The organism is Faecalibacterium sp. PGM34, from assembly GCF_054456555.1.
Genome location: NZ_CM136898.1, coordinates 405,424 through 421,316, shown reverse-complemented (window position 1 = coordinate 421,316; position 15,893 = coordinate 405,424). Strand labels below are relative to the sequence as shown.

General features: G+C 58.8%; 13 protein-coding genes. 7 read left to right on the top strand and 6 right to left on the bottom strand.

The window, feature by feature from the left end:
• Nucleotides 1-185 precede the first annotated feature (185 nt).
• The 4 genes from ACXPUX_RS02105 to ACXPUX_RS02090 form a co-directional block, all read right to left on the bottom strand.
• Nucleotides 186-1,943: a tyrosine-protein phosphatase gene (locus ACXPUX_RS02105; protein ID WP_458829655.1), complete on the bottom strand. Its 1,758-nt coding sequence runs from the start codon at nucleotides 1,941-1,943 to the stop codon at nucleotides 186-188.
• Nucleotides 1,944-2,067: 124 nt separating this feature from the next.
• Entirely contained in the window at nucleotides 2,068-2,796 is a 729-nt protein-coding gene (nagB, locus tag ACXPUX_RS02100; RefSeq protein ID WP_458829654.1) for a glucosamine-6-phosphate deaminase, read from the bottom strand.
• A 201-nt stretch (nucleotides 2,797-2,997) separates the two neighbouring features.
• Nucleotides 2,998-3,534 carry an ECF transporter S component gene (locus tag ACXPUX_RS02095; RefSeq protein WP_458829652.1) on the bottom strand — a complete coding sequence of 179 codons (537 nt, stop codon included), beginning with the start codon at nucleotides 3,532-3,534 and terminating at the stop codon, nucleotides 2,998-3,000.
• A 16-nt stretch (nucleotides 3,535-3,550) separates the two neighbouring features.
• Complete coding sequence (locus ACXPUX_RS02090; protein ID WP_458829651.1) at nucleotides 3,551-3,931, bottom strand: hypothetical protein; 381 nt, start codon at nucleotides 3,929-3,931, stop codon at nucleotides 3,551-3,553.
• A 14-nt stretch (nucleotides 3,932-3,945) separates the two neighbouring features.
• Between ACXPUX_RS02090 and ACXPUX_RS02085 the strand changes: the two genes are divergently transcribed.
• The 7 genes from ACXPUX_RS02085 to ACXPUX_RS02055 all read left to right on the top strand — a co-directional run bounded on the left by ACXPUX_RS02085 (nucleotide 3,946) and on the right by ACXPUX_RS02055 (nucleotide 12,177).
• Nucleotides 3,946-4,797, top strand: a complete 852-nt coding sequence (locus ACXPUX_RS02085) for a transketolase (protein WP_458829649.1) — start codon at nucleotides 3,946-3,948, stop codon at nucleotides 4,795-4,797.
• Between the two features lies 1 nt (nucleotide 4,798).
• Nucleotides 4,799-5,746, top strand: a complete 948-nt coding sequence (locus tag ACXPUX_RS02080) for a transketolase family protein (RefSeq protein WP_129872703.1) — start codon at nucleotides 4,799-4,801, stop codon at nucleotides 5,744-5,746.
• A 508-nt stretch (nucleotides 5,747-6,254) separates the two neighbouring features.
• Nucleotides 6,255-7,958: a peptide ABC transporter substrate-binding protein gene (locus ACXPUX_RS02075; RefSeq protein ID WP_458829647.1), complete on the top strand. Its 1,704-nt coding sequence runs from the start codon at nucleotides 6,255-6,257 to the stop codon at nucleotides 7,956-7,958.
• 135 nt (nucleotides 7,959-8,093) lie between these two features.
• Nucleotides 8,094-9,029: an ABC transporter permease gene (locus tag ACXPUX_RS02070; RefSeq protein WP_458829645.1), complete on the top strand. Its 936-nt coding sequence runs from the start codon at nucleotides 8,094-8,096 to the stop codon at nucleotides 9,027-9,029.
• Nucleotides 9,030-10,133: an ABC transporter permease gene (locus ACXPUX_RS02065; RefSeq protein ID WP_112091310.1), complete on the top strand. Its 1,104-nt coding sequence runs from the start codon at nucleotides 9,030-9,032 to the stop codon at nucleotides 10,131-10,133. It abuts the gene before it with no gap.
• Between the two features lie 13 nt (nucleotides 10,134-10,146).
• Complete coding sequence (locus ACXPUX_RS02060) at nucleotides 10,147-11,244, top strand: ABC transporter ATP-binding protein (RefSeq protein WP_458829643.1); 1,098 nt, start codon at nucleotides 10,147-10,149, stop codon at nucleotides 11,242-11,244.
• Entirely contained in the window at nucleotides 11,245-12,177 is a 933-nt protein-coding gene (locus tag ACXPUX_RS02055; RefSeq protein WP_458829642.1) for an ABC transporter ATP-binding protein, read from the top strand.
• Between the two features lie 1,314 nt (nucleotides 12,178-13,491).
• Here ACXPUX_RS02055 and ACXPUX_RS02050 read toward each other — a convergent pair.
• The gene (locus tag ACXPUX_RS02050; protein WP_458829640.1) at nucleotides 13,492-14,400 is read right to left on the bottom strand and encodes a sugar ABC transporter permease; all 909 of its coding nucleotides are present in this window, start codon (nucleotides 14,398-14,400) and stop codon (nucleotides 13,492-13,494) included.
• Nucleotides 14,397-15,836: a carbohydrate ABC transporter permease gene (locus tag ACXPUX_RS02045; RefSeq protein ID WP_458831135.1), complete on the bottom strand. Its 1,440-nt coding sequence runs from the start codon at nucleotides 15,834-15,836 to the stop codon at nucleotides 14,397-14,399. The genes ACXPUX_RS02050 and ACXPUX_RS02045 overlap by 4 nt, the downstream gene beginning before the upstream one ends.
• Nucleotides 15,837-15,893: the final 57 nt, after the last annotated feature.

Below are 15,893 nucleotides of genomic sequence, written 5' to 3'. Positions count from 1 at the left end.
TCAACTTTTACCACGGAAATCAATTTTCCGTAGGAAACCAGCGCAGCAGCTGCCGTTCCCGGTTGCAACCCCTTTCCATGAAAATGGGGTTCAGAAACGCCCGCAAGCGTTTCTGAACCCCGAAATTATAAAAATTCTTTCCGCTGAAAATGCCCAGAGCAATGCGGAGGGCATTCCAAATCGTCTCACTCCAGATACATCCGCCGCAGCCGCATCAGGCGGGCGGGGGTCAGGCCGTATTCGGCCTCCAGATAGCTCTCGGCGCTGCCGTAGTCCTGCCGGATGGTGCGCAGCACAAAGGGCGCAGTCTCCGGGTCTACCCCGGCGGCAGTCTGCCAGCGCATCCGCTGCGCCGGGTCGGCGGCGATCTCCGCCGCATGGTCGGCCATGGCCTTTTCGATCTCGGCGGCGCGGCAGAGGTTGGTGCGGGCATAATCCGCGCAGATGGTCTCGTCCGAAGCACCCAGCGCCAGTAAGATCAGCATGGCGGCTACGCCGGTGCGGTCCTTGCCTGCCGTGCAGTGGAACAGGATGGGCGTCTCGCCGGCTTCCAGCGCCCGGAACAGCTCCTTGAACGCCTTGTTGCCGGTGAGCATCTGCCGGTACATCAGCTGGGTGAGGCTCATCCCGGCGGGGACGCTCTGCACCAGCCGCTGGATGTCGTTGGGCGAAAAATCGATCTCCTGCCCGGAGGCATCCCGCAGGCCGCAGATCTGCACCAGCCGTGCGCCGTCCGGCACATAGTCCGGCAGCTTGGCGGCCTCTGCGCCGCTGCGCAGATCAAGGATGAGCCGCAGCCCCAGCCCGTCCAGCCGTGCACGGTCGGCTTCGCCGGTCAGCCGCCCGGTGGGGAAACCGCGGTAGATCTGTCCCCACTTTACGGTCTTGCCTTCGTCGGCATGGTAGCCGCCCAGCTCCCGGAAGTTGTTGCCGCCCGCAAAGGGCAGCTGGGTGCCCGGGGCGGGATGCTCCGGGGCAGCCTTTGCGGCGGCGCTGGAAAGCACCGGCGCGGTGTAGAAGGGCTTTGCAGGGCGACCCCGGCGGGGCGGCAGGCTGGCGGTGCTGCCCAGGACTTCTAACAGGTAGCTGCGCAGCAGGTCGATGTAGGCAGAGCTGGTGTCCCGCCGCTGCACCAGTGAGACGCACAGCGGGGGCATATCTTCCAGCAGCACGTCCCGCACCCGGTCCAGCTCCCGGCGCGCGCCGGGCTCGTAGCGGGTCAGGCAGGTGCACAGCTGCTCCTGCACCAGATAGTAGGCCTGATAAAAGCTGGGGCCGATCTCGGCGTTGGGCGCAAAGCCCGCCCGGGCACAGGCCGCCCACAGCGGGCTGAACAGATCCTGCCGCAGGCTGGGCAGCAGCACCCGCTGCCCGCGCAGCTCCGCCAGCGGGATGCGCTCCTTTTCCCAGAAGGGATGTCCCCGGGGCACCAGCAGGCAGGCGGGGTCTGCCCGCAGGGTGGTGCGCGCCAGCACCGGCGCAGCGCAGCCAAGGTCGATGACAAGGCCCGCGTCCAGCTCGCCCTGCTCTACCCCATCGGCCACGGCATCGTTGTCCAGCAGGCGGAAGCGCATCTCCACATGGGGGTACTGCTGCCGGAACTTGTCCAGCTGGGTTTCCAGCCCGGGCAGATAGTCCGGTACCAGCGCCACGCTGATGCCGATGCGCACCGGCTGGGCAGACTGGATCTCTGCCCGCAGCGCGGCCTGCATCTGCTGGAACTGCTCCACCACCGGGGCGGCGTGGCGCTGCAGGCTCATGCCACGGTCGGTGAGCGCCAGCTTGTGGTGGGCACTGATGAACAGCGGCCCGCACATTTCGGCCTCCAGCGCAGAGATGCTCTGGCGCAGCGCCTGCCGCGACAGGAACAGCCGCTGTGCGGCGCGGGTATAATTCATTTCTTCGCACAGGGTCAAAAAGTAGTGCAGCTGGCGGATATCCATGGTCTCCTCCCGGGAAAGTTTGTTCTGGACAAAGAATACCGCTTTTCCGGCGGAATGTAAAGAGAAGGGCAGCAAAAAGCCGCTGCACGGCGGCAGCCGTGCAGCGGCTCAGAAGCTTGGAGGATCAGATCAGGCTCAGAGCCTCTTCGTCAGCCACCAGAATGAAGTCCGGGTGCATCTGCAGGATGCTTGCGGGCACCTCGGGGGTGACGGGGCCGAAGAAGGCCTTCTTGACGATCTCGGCCTTGCCTGCGCCGTTGACCACCATCAGCACCTTGCGTGCCTGCATGATGGTGCGGATGCCCATGGTGTAAGCCTGCTTGGGCACCAGATCCACGTTGCCGTCAAAGAAGCGCTTGTTGGCCTCGATGGTCTCCTGGGTCAGATCCACGCAGTGGGTGCCCAGATCAAAAGCATCGTGGGGCTCGTTGAAGCCGATGTGACCGTCATGGCCAATGCCCAGCAGCTGCAGATCCACGCCGCCCACGCTGCGGATGACCTCGTCATAGCGCTTGCACTCGGCCTCGGCATCCATGTTGGTGCCGTCCGGCAGGTTGATGTGGGCGGGGTCGATGTTCACATGGTCGAACAGGTTGCGGTGCATAAAGCTCCAGTAGCTTTCCGGGTGATCCTTGGGCAGGCCGCGGTACTCGTCCAGATTGACGGAGGTGACCTCAGAAAAATCCAGATCTCCCTCGTTGTAGCGCTCCACCAGCTTCTCGTAGATGCCAACGGGGGTGCCGCCGGTAGCCAGACCCAGCACACAGTCCGGCTTCATGATGACCTGCGCAGAAATGATGTTTGCTGCCTTGCGGGACATATCAGCGTAGTCCTTTGTACGAATGATCTTCACGATAAACGACCTCTCTTCTTCATTTACTCTTTGTGGGCGGTGCACAGCGGCACACGCCCGCATCTGGTTCAAGTTTATCACATTTGCCGACGGAAAGCCACAAAACGGCACAATTTTTCCGGTTTTCCGTTTCTTTTGGAAAAAGTGCCTTAAAAACCGGCTGAAGTACCGTTCTTTTGCACAAAAGGCGCGCGCGGGGGGTCAGTCTGCAAACCCGCCCTTCTGCAGGGCGGTGAGCAGCAGCGGGATGAGCACCAGCTGTGCCACGATGCCCGGCACAGCGGTGAACAGTGCCCCGGACAAAAAGGCACTGAAGGGGAAGCTGCCGCCGGTCAGCCCCGCCAGCACAAACCGCACGATGCCCCACACGATGCGCCCGGACACCATGGCGGTCAGCAGCACGGCGTAGAGCGCGGGCAAAGTGTGCTTTGCCCTGCGCCACAGCAGCCCGGACACCAGCCCGTAGGTGGCCAGCTCAAAGGCCATGGAGATGGCCACCGGAAACATGGGCGGCGTGCCGAACAGCACCGAGCGCAGCAGCGGGGCGGCAAAGCCCACAGTCAGCGCCCACGGGCCGCCCAGCATAAAGCCGCACAGCAGCACCGGGAAGTGCATCGGGCAGAGCATATTGCCCACCTTGGGCACCTGACCGGTGAGCAGGGGCAGCACAAAGGCCAGCGCTAAAAACAGGGCGGCAAGCACCAGCTGCCGCACGGAGGGAGTGTTTTTGGTTTTCATAAGGGTTCCTCCTTTTTCAGCCGCAAAATAAAAAGGAGCCTGCCCCGGCATTCCATGCCAAAGGCAGACCCCTTCGTGGCGTCTGTTTCAAAAAAAATATTGCTTGCAGGGGAAGCGGCAGGCTGCTGCCCGCCCGTGCCCGGCTTCCTGCCGGAACGATGGTCAAAAGTATAACAAACCATTTTGCCCCTGTCAAGCGGGGCGGGATGTCTGCAAAATAGACAAAAATCGGTCTATTCGCCAAAAAATTTCCCCGGGGCTGTACATTTTGCTGGAAGAAGCTTGACCTTTTTGCGCAGAATGGATAATATAAAATTGAAAAAGAGCGCGCTGCGGCAATCTTGACGCCGGGGCGCTGACGAGAGGCTTTTTTGAGCGCATGAATTCTGAGGTTCATACGGGAGGACCATCATGACAAATGCTGAAAAACTTACCCTGAAAAAGCACGCCTGCCACATCCGCATGGGCGTGATCGAAGGGACCCACAGTGCAGGCTGTGGTCATCCGGGCGGCAGTCTGAGCATCGCAGACGTGCTGTCTTATCTGTACTTTAAGGAACTGAACATCGACCCTGCCCAGCCTAAGATGGCGAGCCGCGACCGTCTGGTGCTGTCCAAGGGTCACGCCGCCCCGGCGCTGTACGCAGCGCTGGCAGAGCGGGGCTTCTTCCCGGTGGAAGAGCTCAAGACCCTGCGCAAGATCGGCAGCCGCCTGCAGGGCCACCCCAACATGAACAGCGTGCCCGGCGTGGATATGTCCACCGGCAGTCTGGGTCAGGGCATCTCTGCCGCCTGCGGCATGGCGCTGGGCGCAAAGCACGCCGGCTCTGCCGTGAACGTTTACGCCATTCTGGGCGACGGCGAGGTGGAAGAGGGCGAATGCTGGGAGGCCTTTATGTTTGCCGCCCACTACGGCCTTTCTAACCTGTGCGTGATGCTGGACCGCAACCATCTGCAGATCGACGGCACCACCGAGACGGTTATGAGCAGCGCCCCGCTGGAGGATAAGCTCCGCGCCTTCAACTTCAATGTGGTCACCATCAACGGCCACGACTTCGACCAGATCGAGAGCGCCGTGCAGGCTTTCCACGCTGAGAGCGAAAAGCCCACCTGCATCATTCTGGATACGGTCAAGGGCACCGGAGTTTCCTATATGACCAATGCCGTTGCATGGCACGGCAAGGGCCCCAACGACGAAGAGTATCAGGTGGCCATGAACGAGCTGAACGCCGCCTATGCCGCGCTGGAACAGGAGGAGAACTGAGATGGCAGACGTGAAAAAGATCGCGACCCGCGACAGCTACGGCAACACCCTGAAGGAGCTGGCCGCGGAAGGCCACGATGATCTGGTGGTGCTGGACGCCGATCTGGCCGCCGCTACCAAGACCGGCATGTTCCAGAAGGCATACCCGGACCGTCACTTTGACTGCGGCATTGCCGAGGGCAACATGGTAGGCGTGGCCGCAGGTCTGGCCGCTATGGGCTATGTGCCCTTTGTTTCCAGCTTTGCCATGTTCGCAGCCGGACGTGCCTTTGAGCAGGTGCGCAACTCTGTGGGCTACCCCCACCTGAACGTGAAGATCGGCGCTACCCACGGCGGCATCTCCGTGGGCGAGGACGGCGCTTCCCACCAGTGCTGCGAGGACTTTGCCCTGATGCGCAGCATCCCCGGCATGACCGTCATCTGCCCCGCTGATGATATCGAAGCACGCGCCGCTGTGCGCGCCGCCTACGCCATGGAAGGCCCCGTCTACCTGCGCTTCGGCCGTCTGGCTGTGCCGGTGTTCCACGATGAGGCCAACTACCACTTTGAGCTGGGCAAGGGCGAGCAGCTGACCGAGGGCAACGACATTGCCATCATCGCCACCGGCCTGATGGTCAACGAAGCCCGCATGGCTGCCGAGCAGCTGGCTGCCGAGGGCATCCACGCCCGGGTCATCAACATCCACACCATCAAGCCCCTGGACGAGGAGATCGTCCTCAAGGCTGCAAAGGAGTGCGGCAAGGTCATCACCGCCGAGGAGCACAACGTCATCGGCGGTCTGGGCGAGGCCGTCTGCGCTGTCCTGAGCGAGAAGCAGCCCACCCCCGTGCGCCGCGTGGGCGTGCAGGACGTGTTCGGCTGCTCCGGCCCCGCATGGGATCTGCTGAAGAAGTTCGGTCTGGACGCTGCCACCATCTGCAAGACTGCTCACGAGATGCTGGGCAAGTAAGCGCTTTTTACAGCAGTACGAATTCGATTTTTAAAGCCGCCGCACAAAACACTGTGCGGCGGCTTCTTTTTTGTCTCAGTAATTGTCCTCTGCACAAGGACAACGGCGAAATGAAAGCCTGCGTTTTGTCTGCGCTTTATATCGAAAAGAAAAGCGTGCGACTGGATTTATAAAATAAATAGAGTCGTTCAAAAACAAGAGATAAAAAAGGAATAACACGATTGTTCAAGTATGATTGTTTAAAAGTGAAATATGCTCATGGGCTGAAATTGTACAAAAATCATGGGATTTTTTGGGCATTACGTTAGACAAACCGCAGAAATGAACGCACAACGCGGACAAATTTTGCAAAACCCCTTTTCTTTTGCGGAAAGGAGCGGTATAATGCCGTCATAGCACAAGGGAGTGCATAGTTCCAGAAGGAGGAACGGACATCCCTTGTGTATTTTTAGAACGTGACGCTTTATCAGAGTATAAAGCTAAAGCAGTAAAGAGAGGGGAAATATCTATGAGATTCGATCGTCGTATTTCGCGCCGCAGCTTCCTGGCAGCTGCCGGTGCTACCTCCGCTGCGCTGGCTCTGACGGCCTGCGGCGGCTCTTCCAGCTCGGTGGCGGCTTCTTCCGCCTCCGGCACTGCCTCCTCTGCAGCTGGCACTGCACAGGGCGGCACCCTGAACATCATGCTGGAGACCGAGGTCCAGTCGCTGGACCCGCAGGTAGCCACCGACGGCACCTCCTTTGAGGTCATCGCAGACTACACCGACGGTCTGATGCAGATGGATGCAGACGGCGCAGCAGTTCCCGCCATTGCAGAGACCTACGACATCAGCGAGGACGGCAAGACCTACACCTTCCACCTGCGGGATGCCAAGTGGTCCAACGGCGAAGCCGTTACCGCTGCCGACTTCGTGTTTGGCTGGCAGCGCGCTGTGGACCCCGCCACCGCTTCCGAGTATTCCTATATGCTTTCTGATATCGGTCAGGTGGTCAACGCGGCCGAGATCATTGCAGGCGAGAAGCCCGTCACCGATCTGGGCGTGACTGCTGTGGACGACAAGACGCTGGAAGTCCAGCTGAACGTTCCCGTCAGCTACTTTTTGAGCCTGATGTACTTCCCCACCTTCTATCCGGTCAACGAGGCGTTCTACAACACCTGCAAGGATACCTTCGGCACCAGCCCCGACACGGTGCTGTCCAACGGTGCGTTCAAGCTGACCGACTACCAGCCTGCCGCAACCGCCTTTACGCTGGAAAAGAACCCCGATTACTACGATGCCGACAAGATCGCTCTGGACAGTCTGGCCTATCAGGTCATCAAGGACAGCCAGCAGGCACTGATGAGCTACCAGACCGGTGCTCTGGACATGACCCTGCTGAACGGCGAGCAGGTGGATCAGGTCAAGGATGACCCCGAGTTTACCAGCGTGGGTGCCGGTTACCTGTGGTACATCAGCCCCAACATCGGCGGTGTGCCGGATCTGGCCAACGAGAACCTGCGCAAGGCCATCAACTTTGCACTGGATCGTGACGCCATTACCGGAGACGTGCTGAAGGATGGCTCTGCCCCCTGCTACACCGCCGTTCCGCCGCAGTTCGCCACCGGCCCCGACGGCAGCGACTTCAGCGCCGATCAGACCAAGTTTGCAGAGTTCTGCGCTTATGATGCCGACAAGGCCAAGGAATACTACGAGCAGGCCAAGACCGAGCTGGGCAAGGACTCCTTCACCTTTAACATGGTGGTGGATGCCGACGACGCACCCCAGAAGGTGGCACAGGTCGTCAAGGAGCAGCTGGAGACCACGCTGGCAGGCTTTACCCTGAACCTGACCGTGGAGCCCAAGAAGCAGCGCGTGCAGGATATGCAGGACGGCAACTTTGAGATCGGCCTGACCCGCTGGGGCCCCGACTACGCCGACCCCATGACCTATCTGGGCATGTGGGTCACCGGCAACTCCAACAACTACGGTCTGTGGAGCGATGCCGACTACGATGCCATCATTGACGAGTGCACCACCGGTGACCTGTGCACCGACCCCGAGGGCCGCTGGGCTGCCCTGTACGAGGCAGAGCAGATCGTTCTGGAGCAGGCGGTCATCTTCCCCCTGTACGGCCAGTGCAATGCCGAGATGGTCTCCTCTGCCGTTACCGGCGTAGAGTTCCACCCTGTGGCACTGAACCGCGTGTACAAGAACGCTGCTAAGAGCGAGTAAAACTGAAAGCACACTGAACAAGGCCGCACAGTGGCCCGCAAAGAGCCACTGTGCGCCTTTTTGGCATTGTGCCTGTCCGCGGCAGACGAACGACTGACCGCGAGATCCCGGAAGGAAAAAGGGGGTCCACCCAACGTGAAAAAATATACGCTCAAGCGAATCCTGACCTCGCTGTTTACGCTGCTGGCAATTCTGCTGGTGCTGTTCATCCTGATGCAGCTGATGCCCGGTTCGCCCTTCAATGATGAAAAGCTGACGCCCGATATGCGGGCAGCCCTGTATGCAAAGTACGGCCTTGACCAGCCTATCTATATCCAGTTCTTCCGCTATGTGGGCAATATGCTCCGGGGCGATCTGGGTGTCAGCTACAATATCTCCAAAAATACGCCCATCTCCCAGCTCATCCAGTCCCGTCTGCCCATCTCCATTCAGGTGGGCGGCATGGCGGTCACGCTGGGTGCGCTGGTGGGTCTGGTACTGGGCATCCTTGCCGCTTTGAAGCGGGATACCGTGGTGGACTCCATCGCCACCATCATCTCGGTCATCGGCGTATCGGTGCCGTCCTATGTGTTCGCGCTGGCGCTGAGCTATACCTTCGGCTTCAAATTCCGCTGGTTCCCCATGCTGTTTTCCGCCAAGGATATCTTTGGCTCCAGCGTGCTGCCCAGTATTTCGCTTTCCATGTTCACCATGGCGTCCATTGCCCGCTTTACCCGCAGTGAGATGATCGAGGTGCTGGATTCCGATTATATGCTGCTGGCTGAGAGCAAGGGCATCTCCGGCCCGGCGCTGATCTTCCGCCACGCGCTGCGCAACGCCCTGATCCCCATCATCACGGTGCTGGCACCGCTGATCGTGGATCTGATGACCGGCTCGCTGGTGGTGGAAAAGATCTTTGCCATCCCCGGCGTGGGCAGCCTGCTGGTGACGGCCATCCAGTCCAACGATTACAACGTGGTCATTGGTCTGAGCTTTATCTACAGCGCCATGTACATTGGCATCATGCTGGTCGTTGACCTGCTGTACGGCATCATCGACCCGCGCATTCGTTTGGCAAAGGGGGACGACTAAATGGCAGAAAAAGCGATCCGGCTGGGCGGCGAATCCACCGCCGATGCCATTGTCAGCGCCGTGGATGCAATGTACACGGAGCACACCTTTGCAGAAAAGGATTTTGCCCTCAAGCACAACGAGGACGAGATCAGCGTAGATACCAACTTTGCGGCGCAGAACTTCTGGAAGGAAGCGCTCATCCGCTTTTTCAATAAGAAGAGCGCCGTGCTGGGGCTTGTCCTCATCGTGGTCATCGTGCTGCTGGCCGTATTTGGCCCGGGCATGAACAGCTACACCTACTCCGGGCAGGATCTGAGCCAGAAAAACTTTGCGCCCCGCGTGCCGGGCATTGAGCAGTTCGGCATTCTGGACGGCAGCGAGAAGATGAGCACCACCACCGGCACCAAGGTGACCAACGCCTATCAGGAAAAAGACAAGCTGGACGTTTACTACTGGTTCGGCAGCGACCTGTATGGCCGTGACATCTGGACCCGTACATGGGAAGGCGCCCGCGTCTCGCTGATCATCGCGGTGGCGGCAGCCATCATTGATATGCTTATCGGCATGAGCTACGGCCTGATCTCCGGCTACTTTGGCGGCAGGGTGGATATGGTGATGCAGCGCTTTCTGGAAGTGGCCAACGGTATCCCCCGGCTGGTCATCGTTACCCTGCTGCTGCTGGTATTGCAGCCCGGCATGGTGACCATCATCTTTGCCCTGATGCTGACCGAGTGGGTGGGCATGAGCCGCATTGCCCGTGCCGAGATGCTCAAGCTGAAGGATCAGGAGTTCGTTCTGGCGTCCCGCACGCTGGGTGCAGGCAGCTTCTTCATCATCTTCAAGGAAGTGCTGCCCAACATCATCGGACCCATCATCACGCAGGTCATGTTCAGCATCCCCACCGCCATCTTCACCGAGGCGTTCCTCTCCTTCGTGGGTCTGGGCATCCCGGTGCCGCAGTGCTCGCTGGGTTCTCTGATCAGCGAGCTGTACAACAGCTTCACCACCCACCCCTACCAGATCATCCCGCCCATCGTGGTCATGAGCCTGCTGATGCTCAGCTTCAATCTGGTAGCGGACGGCCTGCGCGAGGCGCTGGACCCCAAGATGAAGAGTATGTAAGGAGGAACACCCCATGCCTGAAACGAAAAAAGAACAGGTCTTGTCGGTGCGAGACCTTGATATCACCTTTAAGACCACCGCAGGCCCGGTGCACGCCATCCGCGGCGTGAACATCGACCTGTACAAGGGCGAGACGGTCGCGCTGGTGGGCGAGTCCGGCTCCGGCAAGTCGGTCACCATGAAAGCCGCCATGGGCATTCTGGCCAAGAATGCCACCGTGAACAGCGGCAGCATCCGGTTCAGCTACCACCACGCCGACGGCAGCCCGGAGACCGTGGACCTGCTGCAAAAGGACAAAAAGTGGATCCGCCGCCACATCAACGGCAAGCGCATCGCCATGGTGTTCCAGGACCCCATGACCAGCCTTGACCCCACCATGACCATTGGCAAGCAGATCATGGAGGGCATGCTCTGGCACTTCAAAATGCCCAAGGCGGAAGCCTACAAAAAGGCGCTGGAGCTGCTGGAGGAGGTGGGCATCACCGATGCCGAAAAGCGGATGAAAAACTACCCGCACCAGCTGTCCGGCGGTATGCGCCAGCGCGTGGTCATTGCCATTGCGCTCTCCTGCGACCCCGACCTGCTGATCTGTGACGAGCCTACCACCGCGCTGGATGTGACCATTCAGGCAAAAATCCTGGAGCTGATCCGCCGCATCCAGAAGGAGCGCGGTATCTCGGTCATCTACATCACCCACGACCTTGGCGTTGTGGCAAAGGTGGCAGACTATGTGGACGTGATGTACGCCGGCAAGATCGTGGAGACCGGCACCATCGACGAGATCTTCTACGACCCCAAGCACCCCTACACATGGGGTCTGCTGTCGGCTATGCCCGACCTTGACACCGCCGACGACCGTCTGTATACCATTCCCGGTTCGCCGCCGAACCTGCTGCACGAGAAGCCCGGCGATGCCTTTGCACCCCGCAACCGCTTTGCGCTGAACATCGATGACGAGATCGACCCGCCCATGTTCAAGATCAGCGATACCCACTATGCGGCAACATGGCTGCTGAACCCCCGCGCCCCCAAGGTGGAGATGCCGCCGGAGCTCAAGGAGCGCATTGCCCGCATGAAAGCAGAAGCAAAAAAGATCGAGGAGGCGGAATAAATGGCAGCACAGAGCACGACCCCGCTGCTGAAGGTCGAAGGGCTGAAGCAGTATTTCCGCGTCAATAAGAATTTCACGGTCAAGGCGGTGGACGATGTCAGTTTTGAGATCTACCCCGGCGAGACCTATGGTCTGGTGGGCGAGTCCGGCTCGGGCAAATCCACCATCGGCCGCAGCATCATCCGCCTGTACGACCCCACTGCGGGCAAGATCACCTTTGACGGGCAGGATATCAGCGGCCGCCTGACCCATGCGCAGAACAACACCCTGCGCACCCAGATGCAGATGATCTTTCAGGACCCCATGGCGTCCCTGAACCCCCGCAAAAAGGTGGAGGACATCATCGGCGAGGGGCTGGATATCCACCACATGTACAAAACGCAGGCAGAGCGCCGCGAAAAGGTGGAAAAGATCCTTGCCAAGGTCGGCCTTGCCCCGGAGCACGCCGAGCGCTACCCCCACCAGTTCTCCGGCGGTCAGCGCCAGCGCGTAGGCATTGCCCGCGCCCTCATCATGAATCCCAAGCTCATCATTGCGGACGAGTGCATCTCGGCACTGGATGTGTCCATTCAGGCACAGGTGGTCAACCTGATGAAGGATATTCAGCAGGAGACCGGCACGGCCTACCTGTTCATCGCCCACGACCTGTCCATGGTCAAGTACATCTCCGACCGCATCGGTGTGCTGCATCTGGGCCACCTGCTGGAAACCGGCACCACCGAGGAGATCTTCGAACACCCCATCCACCCCTACACCCGGAGCCTGCTGTCGGCCATTCCGCTGCCGAACCCGGTGGTGGAAAAGCGCCGCGTGGCAGAGACCTATGACTATGCCACCTCCGGCATCGACTATTCCAAGGGCACCAGCCACCATTTGGAGGGCAGCCACTACGTCAAGTGCACGGACGAAGAGTTTGCCAAGTGGTGTAAATAAGACCTGATAAAAAACGGAACTGCGCGTTTTTAGCGCAAATGACGGTTTGCTTTATAGAAAAAGCCCGCCCACCTGTGGAAAACCACGGTGGGCGGGCTTTTTGCGGTTTATCGTTCGTGCCGCTGTAAAAGCATTCAGAGGGCGGCGGTCTGGGATACCAGCCGGAAGAGCATTACGGGCAGCGTGCTGTCTGCAAAATCCAGCGTAAAGTAGGGGTCGCACCGCCGCGCCATGTACGCAAGCGCACAGTAAGGCACCCTGAGTGAATAAGCAAGACAGCTGCCGCACCGGCTACGCACCGGTACGGCAGCTGTTTTTTGCATCCTTCAGGGCACGTTCTGTTTCTCAGACAGGCTGACCATCCAGCTGCGCCTGCGGAACATCACAAGGGACAAGGCCAGCCGGAACGCTTCCTCGGCGTTGAGCAGGGCATATACACCCATGATGCCCCACCGCAGCCCGTAGGCAGCCAGCAGGCACAAGGGAATGCCGACGCACCATGTTCCCAGACAGTCGATGACCAGAATGATTTTTGTCCTGCCGCCGCTGCGCCGCATCCTGATGAATGGTGGTCAGGGCGGGAATGTTTTCCCGGCTTGCCAGCGTATCGTCAAAGCCGATGATCTGCACATCCTCCGGGACGCGGATCCCCTGTCCCGACAAGTTCGCGTTTGCGAGCGGAGCGCAGCAATGAAAGCCCCGGTGGAGCTTTTAAGTGACAGAGCGGTCTTGCGCAGCAAAATAGAGGGGCTTTGCCCCGATAAGCTCGGCTCACGATGCACAGAATGCAGACAATGCAAGGAAAAACACGGCTTTCCCGCCGGTGTGCAAAAGTGTGCAGAGCCCCAGAAAATGGAAAACCCCACGATGAATCTTGCGATTCTTCGTGGGATTTTGGTGCGCTCGAGGGAACTCGAATCCCTGGCCCTCTGATTAAAAGAATCAAAGGTGCATCATTCGTCAAATTTCAAAAGTTCGAAGAAACGTTATTTTTGTCGTATCATCGCAAAACACGCCTTTGTACATACCGCATTGTTTGCATACAGTGTAATGCTTTGCAACCGTTATCCAGCTATTCAGGTGTGCAAAAAGTGTGCAAAAATGTGCAGACGGGCAAAACAAAGCCCAATGGACAAATCAACCACCGGTTTTATGGCAGGGTTTAGGACATCCGAACAGACACCGTTTGATATAGAAATGAGGTTCACCATGAACAAACTGCTTTCCTGCCGCTACTGAGAAAAAGCAATCCCCACAGCCGCAAAAAGGACTGTGGGGATTGCTTTTATGGTGAAGGAGAAAGAGAATAACGTGTTAACCCTTGTCCGCGCCGGAGGTGATGCCCTCGACGTAGAACTTCTGCATGATGACAAACAGGATGGAGATGGGGATGGACACCAGCACACCGCCTGCACAGAAAAGTGCAAAGTAGTTGTTGATCAGGGTCTTTTGCAGCATGTTGTACAGGCCGATGGCCACTGTCCAGTCGGCAGAAAGGCCGGAGTTCAGGATCATTTTTGCCATCACGAAATCGGTCCACGGCACCATGAAGGAGCTGATGATGGTGTACACCAGAATGGGTCTGGACATGGGCAGAACGACCTGAAAGAATACCCGGGCGTCGGATGCACCGTCCAGCTTGGCGGCCTCCCGCAGGGAGATGGGAATGGTGTCGAAAAAGCCCTTGCAGATCAGGTAGCCCAGACCGGACGAACCGGCGTAGACCATGATGAGGCCCGCATAGGAGTTGGTCAGGTTGAGGTACTTCAGCACGAAGTAGACGGCGATCATAGCCAGCACACCGGGGAACAGGTTGACGATGACCGAGAGGTTCTGCAGCAGCTTGCGCCCCTTGAACCGGCAGCAGCTCAGCGCATAGGCCACCATCAGCACAAAGCAGGTGGAGATCACACAGTTAAAGCAGGCCACCACAAGGGTGTTGGCGAACCAGCGCGGGAACTGCGCCACAGAGTCCGGGTGGAACAGGATGTTGACGTAGTTGCTTACCGTGTAGCTTGCCGGGAAGAACCGCCGCACATTGATGCCCCGGTCGGTGGAAAAGGAGGTGACCAGCAGCCACAGAATGGGCACCAGCCAGATACCTGCCAGCAAGGTCAGCAGAAGATGCCGCAGAACACTGCGGACCGTGCGGAGGATGCGCCCGCGGCGCAGCTGCGCTGCGGTTTCGGTCGTGCGTGCCGGAGAAACAGTTGCCTGTGTCAAGAGAACGTCGCCTCCTTTTTATTAAGGAATCGGAAGCAGACCAGCGTGAACACGGCACAGATGATGAACACCATAATGCCGATGACAGCGGCCATCTTGTAGTTGTACTGTTCCTGCGTCAGGCGGAACAGCCATGTGACCAGCAAGTCCACCTCTTTGGCGCTGGAGGATGCCAGTGCCTGATCCTTTGTAATGTAAACGTCCTGCGTGAGCAGGTAGATGACGTTGAAGTTGTTGACGTTCTTGACGAAATCCGTGACCAGCGCAGGTCCCTGCACGCTGAATAGATAGGGCAGCTTGATGTGGATGAAGCTCTGCCACGGCGATGCACCGTCGATGGTGGAGGCCTCCAGCATATCGGTGGGAATGTTCATCAGCACGCCGGTGGCGATGAGCATCTGGTAGGGCACGCCCACCCAGATGTTGATGAGGACGATCATGAACTTAGCCCAATGCTGATCGGTCAGGAAGGGAATGTGGTTCATGTTCTGCCCCAGCAGGCCGATGGTCTTTAAAAAATCGGTCACGCCCGCATTGGTCATCAGGGTGTTGAAGATGCCGGCGTCCGAGAAGAAGTTGCGCACCAGCAGCAGGGTGACGAACTGCGGCACCGCAATGGTGACCATGAACAGGGTGCGCCAGAGCTTCTGGCACTTGGTCTTTTTGTTGTTGATGAGCATGGCCAGAAATACGCCGCCGAAAAAGGTGGTGAAGGTGGCAAAGAAGGCCCACACCAACGTCCAGCCCAGCACTCGGCCAAAGGCGTAGCTGAAGGTCACCGTCAGCGACTGCCCGCCGAACAGGGCGGCAAAGTTTGCCAGCCCCACCCATGTGAACAGGGCGGCGGGCGGCATATGCTGCTGATCGTAGTTGGTAAAGGCAACAGCGATCAAAATGAACAGCGGGATGATGGTGAACACCACCACACCCAGCACCGGAAGGGTGAGCAGGGTAACGTAGAACTTTTCGTTCAGGTACAAGGTGATATCCTGCCGGAAATTGTTGGGCTTTTTGCCAGCGGCCTTCTGCGCCTGTAATGCGTAATTGCTCTGCACCACCAGCATGGCAGCAGCGATCAGCGTTACAATGACCACCAGCGCGATCACGCTGAGCAGCAGGATGGCAAACGAGTTGTCGTAGTTGTTGACCTCATTCTTTAAGGTAAGGGGGTTGAACTGCATTTCCATCTGCACCGTGCCCAGCGTACTGAACTTTTTCAGCGCCGGAATGCCGGAGGTGCCCAGAAAATACAGCCCCAATCCCTGCACCAGCGTTACCAGCAGCGCCTTGATGAGCTGGCCGTGGCCGATGTAGCCCAGACCCCAGACAAAGAGGGATAGCTTTGTAAAAATATCTCCGTGAACAAATGCGTGACCGAACTTCTGAAGGAAATTCGGCTCCCGGCCATCCGCGCGCAAGGGCGGCGTAAGGACCATTTCTGCCACAGAAGTCAACTCCTTTCTACTTGCAGAGGGTTTATGGCAAACAAAATG